This window comes from Streptomyces sp. 5K101 (assembly GCF_046506645.1).
Classification (GTDB): Bacteria; Actinomycetota; Actinomycetes; order Streptomycetales; family Streptomycetaceae; genus Streptomyces.
Genome location: NZ_JBKFFO010000037.1, coordinates 1 through 24,698, shown reverse-complemented (window position 1 = coordinate 24,698; position 24,698 = coordinate 1). Strand labels below are relative to the sequence as shown.

The 24,698-nt window shown below is 66.5% G+C and carries 12 protein-coding genes and 3 pseudogenes; 11 read left to right on the top strand and 4 right to left on the bottom strand.

What is annotated here, in order from left to right; genetic code table 11:
* The first annotated feature begins 666 nt into the window (after nucleotides 1–666).
* Together ACLB9X_RS33110 and ACLB9X_RS33105 are read left to right on the top strand one after the other, a co-directional pair.
* Nucleotides 667–1,283 (top strand): annotated as a pseudogene (locus tag ACLB9X_RS33110) (restriction endonuclease).
* A gap of 206 nt (nucleotides 1,284–1,489) precedes the next feature.
* A complete protein-coding gene (locus tag ACLB9X_RS33105) occupies nucleotides 1,490–1,957 on the top strand; it encodes a hypothetical protein (protein ID WP_410364127.1) in 468 nt (155 codons plus the stop codon).
* A 51-nt stretch (nucleotides 1,958–2,008) separates the two neighbouring features.
* On the opposite strand, the gene ACLB9X_RS33100 is transcribed toward ACLB9X_RS33105, so the two are convergent.
* The 4 genes from ACLB9X_RS33100 to ACLB9X_RS33085 form a co-directional block, all read right to left on the bottom strand.
* The gene (locus tag ACLB9X_RS33100; RefSeq protein WP_410364126.1) at nucleotides 2,009–3,403 is read right to left on the bottom strand and encodes a NucA/NucB deoxyribonuclease domain-containing protein; all 1,395 of its coding nucleotides are present in this window, start codon (nucleotides 3,401–3,403) and stop codon (nucleotides 2,009–2,011) included.
* Between the two features lie 692 nt (nucleotides 3,404–4,095).
* Complete coding sequence (locus ACLB9X_RS33095) at nucleotides 4,096–4,494, bottom strand: hypothetical protein (protein WP_410364125.1); 399 nt, start codon at nucleotides 4,492–4,494, stop codon at nucleotides 4,096–4,098.
* 286 nt (nucleotides 4,495–4,780) lie between these two features.
* On the bottom strand, nucleotides 4,781–5,203 hold the full coding sequence (locus ACLB9X_RS33090; protein ID WP_410364124.1) for a hypothetical protein: 423 nt from the start codon (nucleotides 5,201–5,203) through the stop codon (nucleotides 4,781–4,783).
* A gap of 227 nt (nucleotides 5,204–5,430) precedes the next feature.
* A complete protein-coding gene (locus ACLB9X_RS33085; RefSeq protein WP_410364123.1) occupies nucleotides 5,431–5,964 on the bottom strand; it encodes a hypothetical protein in 534 nt (177 codons plus the stop codon).
* A 595-nt stretch (nucleotides 5,965–6,559) separates the two neighbouring features.
* On the opposite strand from ACLB9X_RS33085, the gene ACLB9X_RS33080 reads away from it, so the two are divergent.
* From ACLB9X_RS33080 to ACLB9X_RS33040, 9 genes and pseudogenes are all read left to right on the top strand, one after another.
* Complete coding sequence (locus tag ACLB9X_RS33080) at nucleotides 6,560–6,823, top strand: helix-turn-helix transcriptional regulator (protein ID WP_410364122.1); 264 nt, start codon at nucleotides 6,560–6,562, stop codon at nucleotides 6,821–6,823.
* A gap of 145 nt (nucleotides 6,824–6,968) precedes the next feature.
* On the top strand, nucleotides 6,969–7,871 hold the full coding sequence (locus tag ACLB9X_RS33075) for a DUF6083 domain-containing protein (RefSeq protein WP_410364121.1): 903 nt from the start codon (nucleotides 6,969–6,971) through the stop codon (nucleotides 7,869–7,871).
* A gap of 3 nt (nucleotides 7,872–7,874) precedes the next feature.
* On the top strand, nucleotides 7,875–8,360 hold the full coding sequence (locus ACLB9X_RS33070; RefSeq protein ID WP_410364120.1) for a hypothetical protein: 486 nt from the start codon (nucleotides 7,875–7,877) through the stop codon (nucleotides 8,358–8,360).
* Nucleotides 8,357–9,817, top strand: coding sequence for a UvrD-helicase domain-containing protein (locus ACLB9X_RS33065; RefSeq protein ID WP_410364128.1), 1,461 nt, complete (start codon nucleotides 8,357–8,359; stop codon nucleotides 9,815–9,817). The genes ACLB9X_RS33070 and ACLB9X_RS33065 overlap by 4 nt, the downstream gene beginning before the upstream one ends.
* Before the next feature lie 1,099 nt (nucleotides 9,818–10,916).
* Nucleotides 10,917–14,591, top strand: coding sequence for a LamG domain-containing protein (locus ACLB9X_RS33060; protein WP_410364119.1), 3,675 nt, complete (start codon nucleotides 10,917–10,919; stop codon nucleotides 14,589–14,591).
* A gap of 208 nt (nucleotides 14,592–14,799) precedes the next feature.
* A complete protein-coding gene (locus ACLB9X_RS33055; RefSeq protein WP_410364118.1) occupies nucleotides 14,800–21,276 on the top strand; it encodes an RHS repeat-associated core domain-containing protein in 6,477 nt (2,158 codons plus the stop codon).
* Between the two features lie 70 nt (nucleotides 21,277–21,346).
* Nucleotides 21,347–21,748: a hypothetical protein gene (locus ACLB9X_RS33050; RefSeq protein ID WP_410364117.1), complete on the top strand. Its 402-nt coding sequence runs from the start codon at nucleotides 21,347–21,349 to the stop codon at nucleotides 21,746–21,748.
* 467 nt (nucleotides 21,749–22,215) lie between these two features.
* Nucleotides 22,216–22,870: pseudogene (locus tag ACLB9X_RS33045) on the top strand (IS5 family transposase); the annotation flags it as partial.
* Nucleotides 22,871–23,407: 537 nt separating this feature from the next.
* A pseudogene (locus tag ACLB9X_RS33040) lies at nucleotides 23,408–24,698 on the top strand (hypothetical protein); the annotation flags it as partial.

Genomic DNA, 24,698 nt, shown 5'->3' with positions numbered 1-24,698 from the left:
AGTCGGGCCGCACCTCGGCGACCATGCGCACCGCACGACGGCGCAGCTCAAGCGGGTACTGGGAAGGACGTGCCATAACTCGATCCTCTCAAATGATCGAGCCCCTACCGAACCCGGAACGGTTCACATCCCGCCTTGGGCCAGGCCTTTCCTACAGGCCGCAGCCAACCTTCTCCACCTGTCTCCACCCGGCGCCGGGGCAGGCCACCTCCTCGCTGGCCTGCCCCGCAACTGGCTGTCGCTGACCGAGTTCGCCGAGACCTGCCGCCTGCGACCGCCCCAACCCACGCGACCCCGCCGACGCACCACACGCCGCCCCGTCGCTCCACCACCGGTGCAGTGGTTCCATGGCCTCGCACCGAACGCTTACGAATACGACTCCTACCAGCGGTGGCTGAACCGACCGGACCCCTGACGCCGGTGCGGCACAGACGCCACGCCCCAGCGGACCGTTGTTGGCGATCACTGCGCCGTGCCTGCCCAGCCGGACAGGCGGATACGTCCAGGCCCGAGGTTCGCAAACACCGGTCGGCGGACGGAGTGTTCTGGGATGCTGACCGGTGTACGGATCGAAGAACGGATTTTGGCGCCCGGACGGACCATCGGACTTCCTGATCGAGATGGCCAGCCGCCTGCCGTCGCCGGGCTCTGCATAGCCTCCAACGTCTGCTCGTGAGCGTCCATGTCTCCATCGTGACTCAAACGCACCGACGTGGGCACCAGGCCCTGCCGACATCGACCGCGCTTGACACAGCACAGGGCTACGGCACGAGAGGTACCGCAGCCCACCGTCTGATAGACGCCGCAAGCGTGGCTCGCCTGCAGATCGCACTTAGCCGGTTCGACGCCATGGGCGATCAGGATTTCGAGTCGCGCTGCGTGACCTCCTCATCCGGGACGGTTGGAGCGCCTGGCGCGTCGGCCGGCAGGGGGACCAGGCTGCCGACGCCATCGGTCAGCACGCGCGGCGAGGCAGGATCGTCCTCCAGGCCAAGGACACCACCGTCGGCGCAAAGGTCGGCGTCCACGTCATGTATCAGGTGAAGGGAACCGCGGGCCCCGTCCATGGTGCGGACCACGCGGTCGTCGTCACCAACGGAACCTTCACCCGCGACGCCAAGGCGTGGGGGGAGAGGCACCAGGTCCACTGGATCGACCGCGACCGGCTCCGCAGCTGGGCCGAACACGGCGCCACGCTCCACGACCTGCTGCGGCCGCCCGACCGGCGTCCACGACGAGCGCTCGCCCCACGCGCGAGCCGCCCACGCTCAAGCACCGCCTGAGCGTCGCAGGTTCGCTGGTCCACCGGCCAAGTCTGCGGCTCCCGGCCAGGGCGCCAGCTGCTGGTGGCGAGAGCTGACACGGTGGGTGGCGTGTGGGCACGCGGACTCATGGAGCGACGTGAAGGTGCCTTGGTTCTGCGGCTGCGCTGCGGGGGGTTGGGGCATGCTGATCGCTGGACAGGCAGACCTCCAGCGGGGAGTGCGGTGTGGGACAGGCGCGGTTGTTGCGGCATGTGGATCTTGAGCCGGAGGTCGATTTCTTCGGTTTGTGTCTGCAGGATGCGGATCTTGGGCAGGTGCCGGTGCCGTATCCGGGTGAGCGGGTGATGGAAGGGTTCCTCACAGCGCATCAGGGCCGGGTCGACCTGCACAGCGCTGGCCATACTCATACTGCGGTGATGAGGGCCGAGGTGTGGGACGGCGAACCGCCAGCCGATGCCAGCAGGGTTTGGGATGAGACGGGCGAGACTCAACTGCACTGCGTTACCGGATCACTGCAGGTGTGGGGAGTGACCTGCGGACCGATCCTTGACGAGATCCCTCTTGGGGCAGTGGACCGGGACTGGCAGGTCCGCGTCTACTGCGCGGGGCGTGCCGAGGTGGAGCGTGTGACTCGGGACGAGGGGATCGCGGAGGGCATCGAGACGTACCTGGTCCAATTCTGGCCACGCTGACTTGCAGGGGGCGGGGACACCGGACCGTGTCCCCGCCCCCTCCTCGGGGGTTCAGCTGACGGAGACGTAGAACCCGTCGTCCTTGCCGTCGACAATCCGGTTGAGGGTCAGGAACTGCCCCAACAGGTTGCCGGCGTTGCTGTTGTCCGTCCCTGGCAGCGCCCGGACTGAGAAATTGTTTCGCGGGGCGGAGGGCTCGTAGGTGGGTTGGGCGCATCCCTCATACGTGGTGGCGAATGGGTACTCGTCGCACTCCTTGCCTCCCGCCGCATAGTTCGGGCCGAACTCCCTCTTGCAGGTGCTCACTGCGGTCGACCGGTTCTTCTTGCGTCGCGCGTTGTCGTAGTAGAGCCGGTGAAGGGGCGCTTGAGTATTCTGCCCAGGCACTTTCTTGGCGGCGTTGGACGGCTTGGTGCCAGCGGGGTTGGTGAACGCCGTCTTGAGGTGCTCGGCTACCGCCCGCTCCGGAGCGCCTGCCCGGCTGCTGTAGTGCAGCGGGACGACGTAGGTGAACACGGCGGCGCCTGCGGGCACCTTCAGGTAGGACGCCTTGTCCCAGCGGGGCGGGAGGAAGAACAGGCTTCCGCTCAGCTCACCGGAGGGCCGGTATCCAGGAGGGGGCGTCACGGTGGCTGACGCCTCGAACACCGAGGCGATCGCGTCGTCGCGCCCGGTGCCCTGCCCGGCGGCCGCGTTCAGGGTGCGGGTGAAGCCGACCGACTGCTGGGCGGCCAGGGCATCGAAGCTCCGGGCTCCAGGAACAGCCCCGGCCTGGGTCACCCGAGCTGTCGACGGCCACACCTTGGGCACCTTCACCTTTGGCGTGATCATCAGGCCGGACGTCGCCACCGAGCCGGTCTTCTTCATCTCGGTGAAGTACTGCGTCATGCGCACGGCTCTGCTGTCCTTGGCGATGGTCCCGATGGACAGGTAGACGAACTGCGTTTCCCCGACAGGCCGGTTGTTCCTGAGCCAGACACTGAAGAACACAGCGCCTGAGCAGGCCGCGTAGCGGGACTTGATGAAAAACTTCTTGTCCGTTCCCAGGCCCGTTATGCACTCCTTGGGAGTCAGTGTCCGTGCCGGAGCCGGGTAGGTGACAGCCGCGGTCGCAAAACCGGGAGTGGGCTGGGGCGCGAGAGCGGACGCCTGACGGTCAATCCTGCCGTGGGTGGCGGCCGGCCCCACGACCTCAGGCGCGCGGTGAGGCTCGGAGAACACCCCCGCCTCCCGGTCCATTGCCTCGAGCCCGGCAGCGCCGGACCGTTGCAGCTCGCCCAATGTCGGGATCCGCGCCCCGACGGGCAGCAGCGTCGTGTGCAGCTGGAGATCGTCCTGGACAGGTTCAGCGACAGCGGGGGAGGAGACGGGTAAGAGAGCAACGGCAGCCACTACGGCAGCTGTTTTCACAAACGTGCGCATGCGGCGCAGCGTGATGTCTTTCATGGCCTCGCTCGGTGGTCAAGCCGCCCCCATCGCCTCCCGCAGCACCCTTTGCGGTACGAGACGGGGAGGCGTGCATAGGCAGCAACGGGCATCGGCAGCCTCAACGGTTGTCAGAAGGCGGCACCAGCCTCGCATCCTGCATAACGAACAGACATACGATTTTTGGTCGGCTTGATCGGGACGCCATGACCGAAGAGCGCATGCCGCCGCTCATCGACGAGTCCCCGTGAAGCCCTGTAACCGCCCACCGGGCCAGCACGGGTTGAGAAACGAGGCGCGCGCGGCGCGGCCGCACCGGCGCGTCGGGGAATGCCGACTGCCCTGCTCACACCCGGTGGTCATGTCCTGGCTTGATCGCGCCGGGGGACAGTTTCGGCAGATCTCTCCCTGATGGATATCGAGAGGCCAGGGGCAGGCCCTGGCCACGTCACCGTCCGCCAGGGCGCCCACTTCCGCTTCGCCAAGACCAGCCGCATCTTCGCCGACTTCGCCGGCGGTCACACGCGGATCGCACCTGGGAGAAACGGATCCGCGAACTCGTCCGACCCGCGTCCTCATCCTCGACGACTTCGCGATGCGCCAGCTGACCGTGGCCCAGGCGGACGGCCTCTACGAACTTGTCTCCGAACGGCAGGGACGGTCTCTGATCACCACCAGCAAGCACTGACAAGACCTCAATCAAATGACCCAGCTCAGTCCCACCAGTTGAACATCAGCTCGCCGACTGTGCTGGGACGCCAGTAACGCACCTGTTCCAGCTCTGCTTCGGCGAGCTCGCTGGTGTCAGCCGCAGCCAACGGCATGCTCAGTTCTTCGACGTCCAGCAGCCGGAAGCCGCCCAACTCAAACGTCTCCGCCCACGCCGGTGGCGATGTGAAGTCCGCCAGAGACGCGCCGGCCCGCGGAGGACTTGCCACGAAGGCAACGGCCGGGAGTACCTCGTGGCACAGGACGGTCGACCGAATGCCTGGGGCAGTGATCAGAACCGTATGGAAACTCGGCGTCACTCCGGCCGGAGTCACTTCGCCGACCGTGGCCCGAATCGACCGGGCCACCGTATGGCAGGCGGTTTTGAAGGCTACGACGTCCATCTGCCGCAACGGGTCATCGCCTTGCCCCCGGAACCCGGTGGCTCCTCGCGCCACGCGGATCAACGCACGACTCAACTCTCGTTCCGTCCGTCAGGTCTGACAAGGATGCCACGCGACCGAGCCGACTGATCACGCGCCGATTCTGCCACCCGCCGGAGTCCTCTCCGGGGGCCGTCTCAGTCACGAGGGTGGGGTGAACTTACCCCTTGGGAGTACGCGATCGTCCACACGGCGCTCGGGCAGGCGAACGGCTCTGCCGGAATCTGCAGATGGCCGTCGGCTGCGGTCAGAGCTGACAGTTGATCCGTTGGGCAAGCCCTTCAAGGAACTCTTGCAGGGTGGCTGCGGCAAGGTCGAATTGACCGGACCACGAGGCGGTGGTGGACCGCCAAACCCGCCCCGAGCCCGAGAGCGCGAAGAGATGGCCGCCGCCGTCGCTGGCGAAGACCAGGGCTGGCTCTTCCCCGTCGATCTGGATGTCTCCGTACTCGCGGAAGTGGCCTGCGACTGTTGAGGCTGGGTGGATGAAGTAGCCGCTGTCCACATCGGGCAGGGAGACCTCGTCGATCACCCAGTACATCGTGGTCAGGTCGGAGGGAATCGGCGTCAGTTCTACGAGCGCGTCCGTCGTCTTGTGGCTCTCCTCCGTACTGAGCGCGACCACGTTCCTGCCGGGTTCGAATCCGTGCCGCACCGGGAACGACTGCAACAGCTCCGTGAGGGCCGCATCCGCCTGCTCGCACCAGTTGCGGACCCACTCGGCGTCAAGCCGCTCAAGGCACGATCGCCCCCTTCAGTCCCCAGGTGAACTCGCCCGCCGCGAGTCCGGAAGAACATACCGGAGCGTTCACGCAGATCAGGTCAGAGCCAGATCCAAAATGTCTCCAGCACTTCCGCTTGCACACGCGAGACCCGCAGGGCGACGGCGGGCGAGCGTTACTGGTCCGCAAGGCTGCCCGCCCGCAGGCGGCCCACGGCGCGGGTCAGTTCCACAGGCGTGAGACCGCGAGCATGAGACAGGACTTCATGCTCCGCCGGACTTTGGGCGGCATGCGGAGATCGGCAGGCGGCGAGAGCCAGGGCCATCAAGGCTGTGTTGGGGTCGTAGTCGTCGACGCCGTACTCCCGGGCGGTGCGCAGCGCCCAGTCTGCTGCCCGAGCACGCTGCTGTCGGGCGGGGTGCGGGCCGTGGTGGTTCAGGAGCTGCACCCACACAGGTCCTGCTGATGCTGTGAGCCGCATGAGCCAGTGCGCGTCCTCGAGTTCGCACCACGGGGTCAGCGTCGAGCCGAGCCGCATGCCGCGCAGCAGGCCGGCCGGCAAAGCGAGCCGGCCGCTGGTACCGGCGCGCAGCGCGCACTGCACGGCGAGCAGTCGTGCCGGCGCGCCGACGTCCTCGGGCAGGCATGCATACAGGGAGGCGAGTGTGTCCCGGACGAGGACCTGTTCCGGCAGCTCGAGGCGGCCCATGCTCTCCGGCCGTGCCGACCGCTGTGCAAGGTGGGCGGTGTCGGGGACCACGGCGGCATGGGGGGTGGCCGCGGCGCAGGCGGCGCACACATCTGCCAATCGCCACACCCGGCCTCCCCGTTCCTGTGTGAGGACGAGGAGAACGGGGCCGGCGCATCCGCGGTGGCGTGGATGCCATCGGCAGCCGCGCTGATGGCACTGGCAGGTACGCAGATGCGCGGGAAGTCTGTCGCGGCGTGCGTGGCCGGCGAGATGAGCGAGGGCTGCCGGGCGTCCGCCCTGTGCGCCCGGGCGCTGGCCGGTCGTGGCGCAGCGGTGGCAGTGCAGCGTGGGGCCGCCTGGATGGGGGCGCAGCTCCACCGTCCAGGTGCGGGGCACCAAGGGGTGCGTGGGGCACGGCCTCATGATCTGCGCTGTCCTCCTGCTTCTGCGCCGGCGGTCAGCCGTGCGTGATGGTGCTGTGCCGCCGCGGGGGAGTGGCGGCGGCCGCACACCGTAGTGCAGACCTCTGCCCTGCGCCACGCGCGGCCCACCTGCAGAAATAGGGCAGAGGTCTGCACTGACAGGGCAGGGGTCTGCACCTTCGGATGGTGGGGTGACGATCTTCCCGCCCGACCCGAACCTCACCGCGCTACGCCTGGAGCTGGCGCGCCTGAGGAGCGAACGCGGCTGGACCTACGACGAACTCGCCCGCCGCAGCGGCCTGGCCAGACGCACCCTCATCGACATCGAGCAAGGCCACACCGTGGGAACACTCAAGAGCTGGCACGCCCTCGCCCACGCCCTCGACGTCTCCATCGACCACCTCCTCGGCACCCTCTGCGAAGGCCACACCCCGCCCGCCGACGCCACGGACTGACCACACCATCGAGACCACCCGAACGAGCCCCGCAAATAAGACGCCCGTACGGCAACCGGTCACACATCCGCACGATTGGGCCGTTGGCGTGAGACCAACGGCACGCTCACCGCCTCTGCGGCGCGTCGCTGTCACCCTCGCGGCCATGCATCCCCGCCACACCGCCCAACCTGGCCGCCACTGGGACGGCACCCCCGTCACCCGCCGCCCGCTGCGCTCCCTCCGCGTCGCCGCCGACAGCCCCAGCCGCCTGCTGCGCACCGCCCAACCCGCACCATGCCGCACCTGCGGCAACCGCACCGACTGGTACACGCGTTCCCACGGCCGCCCGATCGGCCTACACCCCCACGAGATGCCCGCGGCCGCTGTCCCTGCCGCCTGCCGCTGGCACGTCGCCTCCGGCATCGCCTACCCCTCCCATGACGGCTCCGCCTGGTGCCGCATCCCGCACACCCTGCTGTGCCCCGCAGACGATGCCCCCGAGCCGCTGACACCGCCCCTGGCCGAGCTGCGCCGGCGTCTCGCCCTGCGCACCCGCCGCCTGCTCGACACCGGCGCCTTCACCCCCACCACCGAAGCCGAGCCAACCTCACCAGCCGCCACATGCCGGCCGGCCAGGCCCGTTGTGCAGATCCTCTACGGCCGCTACCTCGCCGCCCGCCCGGTCGACGCCATCCAGTGCGTCGCCCAGACCCGCCTGCGACAGCGCTGCACCAGCCCCGTCCTGGACCCCGCGGACCCCAGCGGGATCTGGACGCTCATGCCCGCCACCGCCCGCCAAGGGCAACTCGCACTGCCTGCCCGTGACATGGCCGTCTACGACCTCACCCACCTGCCCTACGACACCCAGATCCGCTGGCGCACCCAACGCTGCGCCACCCACGCAGCCGCCCCCGCAGCCGCCGACCTGGCCCTCACCGACTGGGAACCCTTCGACCCGCTGCTCCACCACGCCCACATCCACCACCGCCTCCCCGACAGCGCCCAGCGAAAGGGACGCCCCACCTCCCGCACCTGCCCCGCTCGCCGTCCCTGCGGCCAGGCGTGAACCATGCCCCTGCATGCCGTCGAAATCACCCTGACCCGTCCGGCCACACCCGGCGAACTCCGCCACGCCGCCCAGGCCATGGCCCTGGCCCCGGACACAGACCACACGCGGCTGATGACCGTTACCCGGGGAAAGAGCGCCCGCAAGGCCCTTCAACGCACCCGGAACCGCCTGCAGCACCTGCTGCCGATCGACATCCTGGCCACGCACTACCCCGACTCCACCGGCAGCGTCCTCATCAACATCGCTCTCCCCGAAAGCGCTCACGCCTGGCTCGAGGACGCCGCCCGCCGCGAAGGCCGCAGCACCGAAGCCCACCTCACCGACGCCGTACACCACGCCCTGACGCGCGCCGAGCACGACAAAGCCCGCCGCCTCGATGCCGCACTCGACGAACTCCTGACCTGGAGCACTCCCCAGCAACTGCTGGCCGCCGCAGCCCGCACCATCAACCAACCCACCACCATGCATGGAGCATCAGGGTGCTGAACCCGACTGACGAACAGATCACCGCTGCCGACACCTTCAAACACGGCGACCACCTCGCCCTCCAAGCAGGCGCCGGCACCGGCAAGACCAGCAGCCTCACCCTGCTCGCCACCGCCACCCCACGCCGCCGCGGCCGCTACATCGCCTTCAACAAAGCCATCGCCCTCGACGCCGCCACCCGCTTCCCACCGACCGTCACCTGCAAAACCGCACACGCCCTCGCCTTCGCAGCCGTCGGCCACCGCTACGCACGCCGCCTCGGCGGCCCCCGCCAGGCCGGCTGGCGAACCGGCCAAGCCCTCGGCATCACCAAACCCGTCCACATCGGCAACCGGGAGGTGACCCACAAGGCCCTGTCCCAGGCCGTGCTGAAGACGGTGACCCGCTACTGCCACTCCGCCGACCGCACCCTCACCCACCGCCACGTGCCACGCCTACGCGGCCTCGACGACCCCGAGCATCACACCCAACTCGCCGACACTGTGCTCCCCTTCGCCCGCAAAGCCTGGGCCGACCTCCAGAACCCCGACGACGGCATCGTCCGCTTCGATCACGACCACTACCTCAAGATTTGGGCCCTCACCGACCCCACCATCGAAGCCGACTACCTCCTCCTCGACGAAGCCCAGGACACCAACCCCGTCCTCGAACACGTCATCAACGCCCAGCGAAACCACGCCCAACTCGTGATCGTCGGCGACTCAGCCCAAGCCATCTACGGATGGCGCGGCGCCCGCGACATCATGACCGGCTTCGACGGAACCCACCTCACCCTGACCCAGTCATTCCGCTTCGGCCCCCGCCTGGCCGACGAAGCCAACCGCTGGCTCCAGGTAGCCGACGCCCCCATCCGCCTGACCGGCACCCCCACCATTACGACCGAGCTCGCCCCCGTCACCCACCCGCAAGCAGTGCTGTGCCGCACCAACGTCGGCGCCATGACCGAAGTCATGCACCACCTCAAAGCCGGCCACCGCGTCGCCCTGGCCGGGGGAGGAGAAAGTCTGCGCGCCCTGACCACCGCGGCCCGCGACCTCAAGGCCGGCAGCCGCACCTGGCACCCCGAGCTCCTCCTGTTCCGCACCTGGAGCGATCTGCAGGACTACGCAGAGACCGACCTCGCCGGCCGCGACCTGAAACCCTTTGTCGACCTCATTGACCAGCACGGCACCGACACCGTCCTCGCGGCAGTCGAACAGCTCGTTCCCGAGAACTCCGCGGACGTCACCATCTCCACCGCCCACCGCTCCAAAGGCCGCGAATGGAACACCGTCAAAATCGCCCCGGACTTCAGCCCGCCCGCCGACACCGACGAACGCGACGCCAACGGCCGACCCGTACCCGGACCCATTGACGAGACCGAAGCGCGCCTCGCCTACGTTGCCGTCACCCGGGCCTGCGCCCGCCTCGACATCGGTGGGCTGTCCTGGATCCACGACCATCCCGACGCAGTCTGAGGGACTGCAAAACGTTCACTCACGGCAGCGACCTTACTGATGACGGCAGGGCAGACCTGGTGGCCACCGACGCGGCCAGCGCCCTGTGGCTCTACGAGTGCACTGGGTATGCACGGCGCCGTTCGCGAAGAAGCTCAGCCTGAGTGGCTGGCAGCTTTACAACCGGATCGAGGCCGCCGGCAACCTCGCTGGTCGGCGGGCGACCTTGTCGCTCGCGACAAGGTGCGGTCGTTGGTCGTCCTCAACTGGTCGTATGAGGCTCCTTCGTCAGCCCACGGATTGGCGAGGTCCTGGCGTGGGCCCCGACCCATCGCTCCACCTCGGCGTCGAAGGCATTGCGCCGCCTGGGGGCGCCAATTCGGCCAGCGTCGTGGGCGGACGGGCTACGCCTCCACCAGCTTCGGCTTGCAGTTGCGAGAGCCCAGTCGACCGCCGAGCGTCAGTGCTCAGGCTGTTCGACATGGATCAGGGCGAAGTCATATGGGCGCGGAGGTGCGGACGCCTGTGATCGCCCTTGCAGCGACGGGCTCTGGCTGCGCAGCGGCCCTGGGGCCGCTTCCCTCCCTCTGTCTGCCGGGAACCCGAATCGATCGGGCACGTCCCACTCGCTGGCACCCGATGCCAACCAACAAAGCTGAAGTGATCTGAAACACACGTTAATTGTCGGTCGGTCACTTTGTGTAATGGAGATGCCGTCCGTCGTGTATCTAGAGGAAGGCGGTGAACGGCGCCAACACTGCACCCGCAACTCCCAGGCTCAGTAGCCAACTTGCTGTTCTCTCGGGTGCAGTCAACTCCCCGTAAGCGGCAGGATCCGGCTGCCGCAGTCCACTGCGCTGCGTGACATTGCGTCCTGGGGCAGGGATGCGAGCGATTCCGGCATGTGCCGCGTTTCCTGGGCGCAAGAGGCGGACGCACCTGCCGGTTGCCGCCGGGCGGCACCCTTGACGCCTGCCTGCCGCGCGGCGTTTACTCACGGAACTTTTGAAGATCACGTGATACTGGGGTGGGGACTGTGGAGTTGTGGCGAGGGCGGCTTTCGCATGCCCGTAGACGCCAGCGAACGGCTGCCGTAGGGGTACTTTCGCTGGTAGCGGGCATGGCCCTGCAGGCGAGTGCCGGAGCTGTTCCTACCGCGCTGCCTTCCAGTCAGACGGCCGTACTTAATGCTGATTCGGCATCCGCTCAGGCTGTCATTTCCGGCGAGGCGGTTGAGGTGACGGGGGAACGGACGGCCTACTCCACCACGACTGCCAACCCGGACGGCACGTTCACGCTGACGCAGTCGACCACGCCGCAGCGGGCGAAGGCTGCGGACGGATCGTGGAGCGCAGTGGACGTGACGCTGGAACACCACGCGGACGGGACAGTGGGCCCGAAGGCCGCTGTCGTCGACCTCGCTTTCTCCGGCGGCGGCAGCGGTGCCGACCTGGTGCATCTCGGAGTGGGCGCGTCATCAATGACGCTCGCCTGGCCGGGGAAGCTGCCGGCTCCTGTCCTGGAAGGTGCGACCGCCACGTACCCGGAGGTCCTGCCTGGTGTCGATCTGAAACTGACCGCCACGGCCGAGGGCTACCGCGAGGTCCTGGTGGTGAAATCCGCCGAGGCCGCGGCTAATCCCGAGCTCGAGCAGGTCCGTCTGGTGGTCTCGTCGGAGCGTCTGGACGTCGTGCCCGGTGCCGGAGGTGGCCTGCAGGCCATGGACGAGCACGGCAACACGGTCTTCAGGGGACCGGCCGGCCAGATGTGGGACTCCGCCGGCGACACGCACGGCGGTGTCCAGCCGCAGCTGGTAGGCGCAACGTCCGAAGCCGAGCCGGATCCGACGGACGGCGCCGAGCCTGGAAATGATCTGGCGCACCCGGGGGAGGGCGACAATTCAGCAATCCTGCCGGTCCAGGTCGCTGACGGCGCGGTGACGGTTGAGCCCGACCTGTCCCTGCTCCGCGGCCCGGAAACGGTCTACCCGGTCTATATCGACCCGCCGGTGGGCCTCGGTGTCTCGGAGCGGATTGTGATCTCCTCCGACGGGGACAGGTTCTACGACTTCGACGGCGACTACGGTGTCGGCAAGTGCGGTACCGCGGACGGTTACTACTGCGGTAACGGCTACGTGAATCGGATGCTGTTCGAGTTCGGCCCATCCCAGCTGGCTGGCAAGTACGTTCTGGACGCCACCTTTCGCGCTTATGAGACCTGGTCGTTCAACTGCACCGCGTACTGGGTGGACCTGGAGCGCACCGACAACATCTCCGAGTCGACCCGCTGGCCCGGTCCCAAGCAGCTCGACCAGATGGGCGACCGCCTGGTCTCGGCAGGCCGGGGCACCCACTGTGACCCGGACCAGCCCGACGCATGGATCGAGTTCAACGACAACCCCGCCGAGGGGGATGAGAACCTAGCCAGCACCGTGCGTGCTTTCGCTGACGGCAAGATGTCGCGCCTGACGTTCATGCTGCGCGCGAAGGATGAGACTGAGCCGCGGGCGTGGAAGCGGTTCGACGACAACGCCGAGCTGAAGGTCACCTACGTCCCCAAGCCCGGCGTGCCGACCGAGGTGGGCCTCATTCCCGGCGACGGCACGACGATCATGTGCAACAAGACCGAGTCCAGCCCGCTGGTCGTCACCCGCACCGACCCGAGAGTGCTCGCGCGTGTGCAGACCCTGGTCCAGCCGAAGTCCGGCGAGGAAGCCGGCAGTCTTCAGGCTGAGTTCGAGATCGACCGCAAGGACGATTCCGGCTGGGTGAAGGCGATGTCCGACTACCGCCCCCGGCCCGGCTGGGACACCGACGGCACTCTGGAGGGCATGCGCACTCCCGCGCTGACCGACGGGAAGCTGTACCGGTACAAGGCGCGCACCCAGTCGCACTGGGCCTACGACGGGAAGGCCGGGGATCTGTTCTCGCCCTACTCGGCATGGTGCTACTTCACCCTTGACACCACAGCCCCCAAGGCTCCCCAGATCAGTAGCGAGGGCCCCTACGAATTGTGCTCCGACACTTGCAATGCTGCGGGCGGCCCTGGAATCCCCGGCAGATTCACGTTCCTGCCCAACCTGATGGACTCAGGGACTGACATCACCGGTTACCGCTACTGGCTCGGCACATGGACAGCCGCGCAGACCAAAGAAGTGTCAGTCGGCGCGCCAACAGCGACGCAGACGGGTGGCCAGTACGACGCCAAGGACGTCACTCCCGCCCTGGGGGGCCGACAGACGCTCTACGTTCAGGCCCGCGATGTACGCCAGCGCTGGGGCGACACGGCCGCATTCCCGTTCAAGGTCGCCGACGGCACCACGGCAACAGGCCGGTGGCGTTTCAACGACGCACCCCCCGGATCGACCATCAGGGTCGCGAAAGACTCGGCCACTGAGGGCACCATCCGCCATGACGCCACCCTGTACACGGACGGAGCCGGCTGGTCCTCTCAGGGACGCCGCGGCGACACGGATCAGGCTCTGTGGCTCGACAGCGCCAATCCGGCACTGCAGACCGGCTATGCGGCAACCTCCACCCCGGCGGTGAACACAGGTGACTCTTTCACCGTGTCCGCCTGGGTGCACATGACCAATCTGCCGTCGAACGGTGTGGTGCTGTCGCAGCCGGGCAGCAAGGCCTCGGCATTCGCCCTGTACTACTCCACTTACTACAAGGCGTGGGTGTTCAACCGGGCGGACAAGGACCAGGATGCTCCGACACTCGCGCGCTCGGTGTCCAGCCAGACGAGCCCGCCACTGCGGGTTTGGACCCACCTGGCCGGCGTGTACGACACCCAGGGAGACGGCAACACGGCGAACGACACGATCCAGCTCTTCGTCAACGGCCGTCCTCAGGGGGACCCGGTCGTGATCTCGAAGGTCGCACCGGCCTACGAGCCGTGGAGTGCGAGCGGGGGGCTGCAGTTCGGCCGCTCGGTGAAGGCCGGCACCGGCGGTGAGCACTTCCACGGCTTGCTGGACGAAACAGCCGTCTGGCAGCGAAAACTGGCTCCCGAGGAGATCGCGCAGGAAGCGCAGCTTCCCGACAGCGGTATCCCCACGAATGACCTGGTGGGCTCCTGGACAGCGGCCGGTGCCACCGGCAGCGTCATGCCGGAGATTACCCCGTACTACAAGCAGGGCCTTCAGCTCTCCTCCAGCGCCCAACTGGTCGACACCGAGGACGCTCTTGTCCTCAACGGTGTCGACGGCTACGCCGCAACACCCGGATCACTGGTCGACGAGACCGGTTCCTTCACGGTCTCGGCGCGCGTGCGGCTGAACCAGTCGCTTCTGGCCTCCAAGCCCGTCGGGTACCAGGCACAGGTGGCAGGTCAGCGTCTTGGCGGGGAATCGTCCTGGGCGCTGCGGGCAGTGAAGGTCGACGCCGATCTCTATCAGTGGAAGTTCACCCGTACCGCGGTGGACTCCAGCGGCCAGGTCGTTCAGCAGGCCGAAGTAGCACCCATGGGCGACTTCGCCCAGGTTGATGAGTGGGTCGACCTCACCGGCGTGTACGACGCACAGGCCTGGGCCGACAACAGCGTCCCCACCGGCTCTGGCCAGCTCCGCTTCTACGTAGGCAGCGCGGCCGTCGACCCAGGCGCCACATCGCAGTTCACCGCGACGCAGTACGGCAGCGGGGAGATGGCTGTCGGGCGGGGCACCAAAGCCGGCAAGACCGAGCACTACCTGCCAGGCGCGCTGCAGACGCTGCGGATCTGGACCGGTGCGATGACCGAAGACCAGGTCCGCTCCCAGGTCCTGGAAGCCGAAGCCCTCTCCACACTCTAGAAACCGGCTGGGGGTGGTGGCGCCCACAAGAGGGTGCCACCACCTAGCACCGGACACCTGCCATTTCTGCGCACCCAAGGGAAATCAACCGCCACTGGGTGCGACCAGCGCCGACCTGCCCGACCAGGCAGACCGGCCCGGCCAAGAGGATACGACTGTGCCTCACACACCCCGGTTCCCCGCCCCTCACCGTCCTGCACGCCTATGGATGCGACGCATTGCGGCGCTCACCGGCTTCGCCCTCGTGCCCGGCCTCCTGGCGCCAGTGGCGTTCACTGCCGCCGCTGACCCGCTGGGCGGGCGGAAAATCGAGCACCGCCCCGACAAGGTCACCGCGTTCTCCTCCACGACAGACCGCAAGACCGCGGCCCTGCTCAAGAAGGCCGACGCAGTAGACCGCGCCGCGATCAATCGCGCGGCCAAGGACCAAGCCCGCACAGTGACCTGGCCGACCACCGGCACAGCCACCCTTACCCTCACCAGCGGAGGGAACAAGACTTCCGCCGCCCCAGGCCACCTTCCGCTCACCCTCGCCGCCCCTGCTGCACACGACGGCAAGAAGCCGAAGACGGCCACCAGCATCACGGCCCGAGTCCTCAACCAGAAGCAGACCCGCAAGCTCGGCATCAAAGGCGTAGCCCTCGAAGTCACCGGCCCGACCACCGGCGGCACAGCTCAGCTCGGCATCGACTACTCCGCCTTCGCCTCCGCCTACGGCGGCGACTGGGCCGGTCGCCTCCAAGTCCGCGCACTGCCTGCCTGCGCCCTGACACAGCCGGCCAAGGCCGCCTGCCGCGCCGGTAGGACGCTGCCGGTGAACAACCAGCGCAAGACCGAGCAGCTCACGGCCACCCTCTCTTTTCCCGTTACGTCGGCCAAACGGGAACGAACGACCTCTGTAGAGGGACAGACCACGGTCCTTGCCGTGGCCGCGGGCACGCAGTCCGGGGGCGGCGACTACAAGGCCACGCCCCTCTCACAGTCCTCGACCTGGGAGGCCGGCGGATCGTCCGGCACCTTCGGCTGGTCCCATCCGCTGCGCGTGCCAGCGGCCGCTGCCGGCCCGAAGCCGGACCTAAAAATCTCCTACAACTCCGGCAGCGTTGACGGCCGTACCTCCACGACGAACAACCAGGGCAGCCAGATTGGTGAGGGATTCGACCTCACCTCGTCCTACATCGAGCGCAAGTACGGCTCGTGCAAGGACGACGGCCAGTCCGACAAGCATGACCTGTGCTGGAAGTACGACAACGTCTCACTGGTCTTCAACGGCAGCGCCACGGAACTGGTCAAGGACGACACCAGCGGCGAATGGCGGCTGAAGAACGACGACGACTCCAAGGTCATCCACGGCACAGGCGCCGGAAACCTCGACGACAACGGTGAGTTCTGGACGATCATCACTAGCGACGGCACCCGGTACACGTTCGGAAAGCACAAGCTGCCCGGCTGGCGTGACGACAACCCTGCCACCACCGCCGTCGACCCGGACCCCACCACCGACTCCACGTGGCTCGTCCCCGTCTTCGGCGATGATGCCGGCGAACCCGGCTACAGCAACGGCAGCGCCTTTGCCGACCGCTCCCTCGTCCAGGCATGGCGCTGGAACCTCGACTACGTCGTCGACCCCCACGGCAACGCCATGTCGTACTACTACGGCAAGGAAACCAACTACTACGAACAAAACGGCACCACCCCCAACCGGCCCTACACCCGCGGCGGCTACCTCGAGCGCATCGAATACGGCCAGCGCTCCGACACCCTCTACACCACCCCCGCGGCCCAGAAGCTCACTTTCATGTATTCCCCGCGCTGCACCGCCGCCGACTGCGACGCGTTGACTGAAAGTACCCGCGACAACTGGCCCGACGTCCCCTACGACGCCATCTGTGCCTCGTCGACCGCCACCTGCACCGGCAATAGCAGCCCGGCATTCTTCACCCGCTACCGCCTGACCACCGTCAACACCTACGCCTGGAATGCTGCCGCCTCCACCCCCGCCCATGCTCCCGTGGACACCTGGACGCTCAAGCAGAAGTACCTCGACCCCGGCGACACCGGAGACAGCAGCGACCAGTCCCTGTGGCTGGACGAGATCAAGCACACCGGCAAACTCGGCGCCGACCTCTCCCTCGAATCGGTGAAGTTCACCCACGAGATGCTGCCCAACCGCGTCGACGGCGCGTCAGACAACATCTTGTCCCTCGACCGCCCGCGGCTGAAGACCATCACCAGCGAGACCGGCGCGCTGACCACCATCGACTACATGCCCGCCGACTGCACCGCCGGACAGACCAAGCCGAAGGTCGACGAGAACACCAGCCGCTGCTACCCCGTCTACTGGTCACCCAACGGGGAGGAAACCCCGATCCTGGATTGGTTCCAGAAGTACCCAGTCGTCGGCGTGCGCACCAACGACCCCAAGGGCGGCTCCGACCCTGTCGCCCACACCTACCAGTACAGCGGCGGCGGCGCCTGGCACTATAACGAAGACCCCTTCACCCCCGAAAAGGAACGCACCTGGTCCATCTGGCGCGGCTACGAGAAGGTCACCCACCTCACCGGCAACGCCGGATACCCGGATCGTCCCCAGCTGAAGACCGTCACCGTGTACCTGCGCGGTATGAACGGCGACCGCGTCCTCGGCGCGGACGGAAAACTGGACCCGACCGCACGTAAGAGCGCCACCGTCACCGGTGTAACAGCGGCCGCGTCCGTAACGGACCACAATCAGCTCGCCGGCTCCGTGCGCGAGACCGCCACCTACAACGGGTCCACCGAAGTCAGCGGCACGATCACCAGCTACTGGTGGAAGAAGACCGCCACCCAGCACAAGTCATACGCGGACACCGAGGCCTACATGGTCCGCACCGCGTCAACGACCGAACGCACCACCCTCACCAGTAACCTCCCCGCCAGCAGCCGCACCCGCACCGTCGCCCGCACCTACGACGACCGCGGCATGGTCACCACCACCGAGGACCGCGGAGGAAGCGCGAGCGGCGACGAGACGTGCACCCGCACCTGGTACGCCCGCAACACCGACGCCGACACCAACGCCGACGCTCCCTACCTCACCTCGTTGGTCTCCCGCACACGCACGGTCGCCGCACTCTGCAGCGTCGCCGGCGCTGACCTTGATCTGCCCAGCGACGCGGCACGGCCCGGTGATGTCATCTCCGACACAGCGGTCGCCTACGACCGCACCAGCTGGTCCTCTGCCCAGGTGCCTACCAAGGGCGAAGTCCAGTGGAGCGGTCGCGTAGAGGGCTACACGACGGCGAACAATCCGATCTGGCAGACCACCGCGACCACTACCTACGACGACATGGGCCGCCCCCTGGTGGTGCGGGACACGAACGGCCTGCCCACCTCCACGACGACGTACACCCCCGCCGCAGGCGGACCGCTTACCGCTACCACGGTCACCAACGCCAAGGGCCACAAGACCACCACAGCCGTCAGCTTCGCCACCGGCTCACCCCTCAAGATCACCGACCCCAACAACAAGATCACTGAATCCGAGTACGACAGCCTCGGGCGCGTCACCAAGGTCTGGCTGCCCAACCGTCTCAAAGTACTTGGAGCCACACCGAACTACACCTACGACTACAAGGTCCACAGTGGGGCCATGTCCTGGGTCGCCACGAACGCTCTCAAGCCCGACGCCTCCGGGTACAACAAGACCGTCGCGCTCTACGACTCGCTCCTGCGCCCGAGGCAGATCCAAGCACCCACCCCCGTGGGCGGACGCCTCATCGGACAGACTCTGTACGACGACAGGGGCCTGGCCGTCAGCTCCCAGTCAGATATATGGGACCAAACGCAGGCGCCCAACGGCGACGCCCCGGCCCAGATCGACGGAGGCCAGTCGCCCCTCCAGACGGACACCAGCTACGACGGTGCCGGACGGGGCGTCAAGACCGTCACGAAGACCCGAGGCACACCGCGCTGGACCACCGAGACCGCCTATCTCGGCGACATGGTGACCACCACGGCCCCCAGCGGCGGACAAGCTACTGCCGTCATCACCAACGCCCTCGGACAGACGATCGAGCGCCGCGAGTACGGCGGCCCGCAGCCAACCGGCACCGACTTCACCAGCACCTGGTTCACCTACACGCCGGCCGGCCAGCAGAAGACCGTCACCGGCCCGGACAAGGCCGTCTGGTCCTACACCTACGACCTCTTCGGCCGCCAGAACAGCGCCACAGACCCGGACAAGGGCGTAACCAGTATCGGTTACGACGCCCTCGATCAGATCGTCTCCACCACCGACGCGGAACAGCACAAGTTGGTGCACGCATACGACGAGCTCGGCCGCAAGACCGGCACCTGGCAGACCAGCATCAGCGACGCCAACAAACTCACATCCTGGACCTTCGACGCCCTCGCCAAGGGCCAGCAGGACACCGCTGTCCGCTACGAAGGCGGTATCAACCAGGCCGGCAGCAAGGCCTACACCAAGAAGGTCACCGGCTACGACGGCCTCTACAACATCACCGCCAGCGAACTCCAGCTTCCCGCCACCGACGCCCTCGTCACAGCAGGCGTCCCCACAACCCTCGCCTTCACTGCCAGCTACAACGCCGACGGCACCGTCAAGAGCGAGCGACAGCCTGCAGTTGGCGGACTTGCCGCCGAAACCGTTTCTTACACCTCGAACGCCATCGGCGGACAAATTAAGTCCATCGGTACCACCGGCTACCTCCAAAACGCCGTGTTCAGCGCACAAGGTGACCTCCTACAGCTCAAACTGGGCATCGACGGCACTGATTCAGCCGATCAGGCCTACCTCGACTACACGTACGAGGACGGCACGCGCCGTCTCACCAGCTCGACCGTCACCGACGACGTCCACGCCTACACGCTGCAGGAACTCAAGTTCACCCAGGACGACGCCGGCAACGTCACCTCAATCTTCGACACCTCCACACACGGTGGCACGGCCAAGGCTGACCACCAGTGCTTTACATACGACGGCCACCGCCGCCTCGCCGAAGCCTGGACCCCCAAAACAGCAGACTGCGCCCCCTCGGGACGCACGACCGCAAACCTCGACGGCGCCGCCCCCTACTGGACTTCCTACACCTACAACCAGGCGGGCCAACGCGACACCGAAACCAAGAACACCAGCGCTGGCGCCACGAAAACCCAGTACACGTACGGCAGTCCAACCGGCCAGCCACACGCCCTGACCAGCACCAGCACCGGTCAGACGACCAAGAGCTATACCTACGACGACACAGGCAACACCCACACCCGCCCGGGCACTCAGGCCACCCAGACCCTGACCTGGAACACCGAAGGCAGGCTCAGCGCAGCCACTGAACCGCCCAGCGGATCGCAGTCTGCAAAAACGACCGAATACCTCTATGACGCCGACGGCGAACTCCTCATCCGGCGGACCCCAACTGGAGACGGCGACACAGTCCTCTACCTCGGAGCGACAGAAGTCAGGTTGACCACCAAGGGGACCACCAAGACGCTTTCTGGATCCCGCTACTACACCGCCAATGGTCAAACCATCGCCATCCGCAAAGCCACCAGCGGCACCCCGGGAACGCAACTCAGCTTCCTCGCCGCTGACCATCACGGCACATCTGGCCTCGCTCTAGACGCCACCACGTACGCCGTCAAGAAGCGTTACACCACACCATTCGGTGACGAGCGCGGCCCAAAGGAAACCTGGGTCGACGACAAGGGATTTCTCGGGAAACCGCGCGATGAGGGAACCGGGCTTACTCATATCGGCGCACGAGAATACGACCCTGGTATTGGGCAGTTCATGAGTGTTGACCCGTTGATGATGGACGAGCAGCATCAGTCCCTCAACGGATACTCCTATGCAAACCAGCACCCGGGAACTACCTCGGATCCCAGTGGAATGTGCGAGGACCCAGGCAACGGTCGCTGCCACCAAAGCAGCACGTCAGGCAGTGGCAAGGGTCCGACCTACGATCCCGCCTTCGAAGAGGACCCTGGCGTGGCGGGCGGTAACTGGGGTTCCACGCCCCCAGGAAAGCCCCAAAGCGGTACGGTCACAGTCACCCTCATCGCTGGGCCCGCCGACGTAGAAACCTCGAAGTATTACGCAATGGGGACCAACGGCAACTATGACCCATACGGGTTTAAGGCGAGAGAAGAGGCCGCCAAGGCTGCTGCCCAGGATTTCTACAACAATCTACCCTGCGTAAAAGGTGAGGCTGACTGGAAGTGCCAGGCTCGCCGTTCGTGGGGTAGTACCATGGCGCTCTTCGGGCCCATCATCGGATTGCGAGGGCGTCCAGGAGTAGAGCCTGGAACGGTCAACGTATTTCGAGTGGAAGGCAAGGGTCCGGGTACGAATGCGCGAATAAAGATCAGGAATGGCTATCCTCTGATCAAGGGGGCGGAAAAGAAGGTAATATTCCTGAACTTTGGGAACGCTAAGCGTGCCAACGAATATCTGGCCAGAAAGGCAGCTGAGCATGGCGGAAATTCTCAGCTCGTAACCTTCCAAGTGGATCGAGAATTTTTGAGCTACCTGCAAAAGAATGCCGTGCCGGAAAGGATGGCGAAGCGTTACCCTGACGCCCCACTTGTCGTGGATAGGAAATACTCAGACCAGTATGGACTGCGTCCCGAGCAGACGCAAATGATGTTCAATCATATAATTCCTGGCACCGCTAGGGTGATAGAGTAGGTGCATTATGGAATTCCGACTCAACGTAGTGATCGCGGGAGAAAGTCACCATCTGGATAGGCTGTGTGACGTGCTGGAGTTGCTCATGAATCGCATTCCAGACGGAGAGCTCACCGAAGCGGTGGAATCTGACTTGCTCCGCACCCTTCCAGCGTGGCTCACTGCAGAATTCTCAAATCCGCGAGACGAACGCATGGAGCGCGCATGGCTGAGGCGATGGCGTTGGGCGAGCTCGAGTAAACGTCAAGCCATGGAGGAGGAGGCGGGTTGGGCGCTCGACGAGTGGCTCTACTGGTTCTCGCCGCAGAATGAATTCTGGCGACTCGAGGGAATCGCGAGAATCGATACGGGCAGAGTTGTAGTGCGAATAAGGAGTGCGGACCATTACGCTCCGCTGAAAGCACTCGAATGGCTTGTTGGGAAATGTGGTGGGCAGATCATCGCCGTTGAACCCATCGCTCCTGTCCCGTAATCGCTGCAGCAGTAATCTGAAGGTTTCCTTCGGCGCGCGGTTTTGATGACCCATGATTATTGGGTCAGAGCATAGACCGTGTATTGCTGGATTCGTCTGACGCTATGCCTGCCTTGGCGAATGCAGCGCGGCCGTCGGCCGTACTGCTGGAAATATGCCGAGGATCGGTCGGTCCGCTGCCAGCGGATCGACCGATCCTCGGATGCACGGCCCAGGAGGTGAATTAATCGTTCTGATGGAGTCCCGACCCTGCGGGGCTGAAATGAGGCCATCGGCACCGCCCGGACAACCTGCGTACGTCATCACCTGCATGACCTGCCGTATCAGCTCACCGTCAGGTCAGGAGCGAGCTGGCTGCGATGTATGAGCTCGACCAGCCGCTTGCCGCGCGATCCTTCAGCGGCATGTGACCGGCTTGACGCCGTTTATTATGGCGTGATCGTCCGTTGAGCCGTACATGACGGAGCACGTGGCGTCAGCTTCCGCCGGTGTTCGGCCCGAGCTGGCAGACGGTCTACCGATGGTTCGCCCAGTGGAGCCGGGACCGGGTCTGGGCGAGGTTCCACCGTGTGATCCTTGACGAACTTGGAGCGCGAGGCGAGCTGGACTGGCCGGGTGTGTGACCGATTCCGTGAGCCTGCGGGCCGCAAAGGGGGGCCACTGACGGGACCGAATCCGACCGACCGTGGCAAGTTGGGATCGAAGGCCCAACTGATCACCGACAGGAATGGGCTGCCGCTGTCCCTGAGGATCTCGGGCGCAAGCATGCACGACAGCCAGGGCCTGGAGCCACTCGTGCGCGGCATTCCACCCATCCGGTCCCGCCGCGGACCCCGGCGCCGACGGCCAGTGAAGCTGCACGCCGACAAAGGCTACGACTACGACAACCTGCGTCGATGGCTCCGCGAGCGGGGAATCCGCCACCGCATCGCACGCAAGGGTGTCGACTCCTCACAGCGGTTGGGCCGACATCGCTTGGTGGTCGAGCGAACCGTGTCCCGGCTGGCCGGCTGCCGACGGCTCCACCGCCGCTACGAACGCAAGGCCGAACACCTCCTCGCCTTCGTCGGCATAGCCGCAGCACTGATCGGCTATCGCCGATTGGCCAGGGCCAACCCCTAACGCCCCGGCCTGTCGCACCCTTCCGCCATGCTCTCCGACATGAACGAAGACGCCTTCTGGCAGCTCATCGAAGAGTGCAGCCTCTCAACCCCCGACCCCGAGGGCGATCAGCTCGCCGCTGCCCTGACAGCCCGCCGGGCGAACGGCCCAGTATCTGACGTGGTCGGTTTCGCCGAGCAGCTCTCCTTGGCTCTGTATGCGTCTACGCCCCGGGTACGAACCCGGACGAGGGCCTGGCCTCCGCGGACCTGCACGATGATCTGAGCGGTGACGGTCTGGCCGACATGGTCGCCACCGACACCGACGCGATATTGCGTCACTCGTGATGTACGAAACAGACATGAGGGAGCCGGCTCGCTGATTTTCGGAAGGGCCCACTCGCTGAGGACATCCTCTCCTCAGGGAGTGGGCCGGTGATTGCTAGGATCCGCGCTCATCTGACGCGGTGTGAAGTACGGGGCTGTGGGAGGCCCTAACACGCGAGCTGACCACTCACTGGGCATCTGATGGTGGTGGCATAAAGGAAGGGCACTTTTTGTGAAGCATGCACGTATGTCCCGGCAGCGGTTGACCGCGGCGATGGCAATAGGTGCCGCGGTCTGCGCGGCCACCTCCGTGACGCCGGCGATGGCTTTCCCGGTCATCGAGGCCGCGGCTCCCGATACTGCCGTGGACGCGGAGACCGCGGCCGCGGTGCTGTCGATCGAGCCGGGATCGGAGATCCTCAGCGCCGGTTGGACCGGTTTCCTGACTTCGGACACGGACGCGGATGTGCGCTGGACCCGCTACGCCGACGGCACCAGCACGGTGCTGGGCCGGGAGCTGGTGCAGGCGAGGTCGACCGAGTGGCACGGCGCGATGTCCGACACCGTGGTCATGCCCCGGTACAACCCGTCGGAGGGACCGGCATACCAGGCGGCCCAGCTCTACGACATGGCCTCAGGCGCCGGGCCCGTGGAGATCGACCTGCGGACGCTCGGCGGGGAGTACCGGTATGTCGGGGCAGTCGGCACCACTGTGCTCGCCGCCGTGACCACGGAAGCCGGGCAACAGGCCCACCTGGTGACGAAGGACGGCGCATCGCTGTCCGACCGGACCGTGACCGGTCTGCCCACGGGCGCCCAGGACATCCGCGCAACCGGGTCAGCCGACGAAGCAGTGCTACTGACCTACCGGACCGGCGAACTCGACGCCTCACGGTGGCACCTGGCACTCGTCGACCTCGCGACCGCCACCGTCACCGAAGCCCATGACCTGGGCGGCCACGGCGTCAGCCGGGCCGCGGCACTCTCCGGCACTCACATCGCCTGGTTCGAGCGCACAGCCTCCCTCAGCACCATGGTCCTCAACGTTGCGGAGCGAGGCGGCGGCACACCGCGCCGGGAGACCATCACCGGCGTGGACCAGCCGGTCCTGGGCCTGATCGGAGACTGGCTGACGTACGCGGACGCGACCGAACTGCACCATGGCGACCCGCAAGACCGCCTGGCCCTGACGGCCGTGCCACTGGCCGGCGGCACGGCCCACAAGCTGCTCGAGCACGTCACCACGCTCGTTCCTTCCCCAGACGGCACTCTGCTCGCCATGGGCGGCACTCTTCAGAGCGGCGAGGGCATCTACCGCATCGCACCGGGCACGGACGGCATGCCCGCTGCGACCCTGGCGGCAAGCACGGGCGAGCCGACCGGCGTGGCGTTCCTCGGCCACACCGTCCCGTCGGTCATCGACCTCGACAAGAACCGCGGCCAGGTATCCCTTGCATGGCGCCTGTCCCGGCTCAACATCACCTTCAAAGCGACCATCCGACACGTCCGCACAGGCCTCACAC

Bases quoted from the DNA above. Each gene is read 5' to 3' on its own strand.
- ACLB9X_RS33100 (WP_410364126.1), bottom strand. From the start codon at position 3,403: ATGAAAGACATCACGCTGCGCCGCATGCGCACGTTTGTGAAAACAGCT.
- ACLB9X_RS33095 (WP_410364125.1), bottom strand. From the start codon at position 4,494: ATGGACGTCGTAGCCTTCAAAACCGCCTGCCATACGGTGGCCCGGTCG.
- ACLB9X_RS33085 (WP_410364123.1), bottom strand. From the start codon at position 5,964: ATGGGCCGCCTCGAGCTGCCGGAACAGGTCCTCGTCCGGGACACACTC.
- ACLB9X_RS33075 (WP_410364121.1), top strand. From the start codon at position 6,969: ATGCATCCCCGCCACACCGCCCAACCTGGCCGCCACTGGGACGGCACC.
- ACLB9X_RS33070 (WP_410364120.1), top strand. From the start codon at position 7,875: ATGCCCCTGCATGCCGTCGAAATCACCCTGACCCGTCCGGCCACACCC.
- ACLB9X_RS33060 (WP_410364119.1), top strand. From the start codon at position 10,917: ATGGCCCTGCAGGCGAGTGCCGGAGCTGTTCCTACCGCGCTGCCTTCC.
- ACLB9X_RS33055 (WP_410364118.1), top strand. From the start codon at position 14,800: ATGCGACGCATTGCGGCGCTCACCGGCTTCGCCCTCGTGCCCGGCCTC.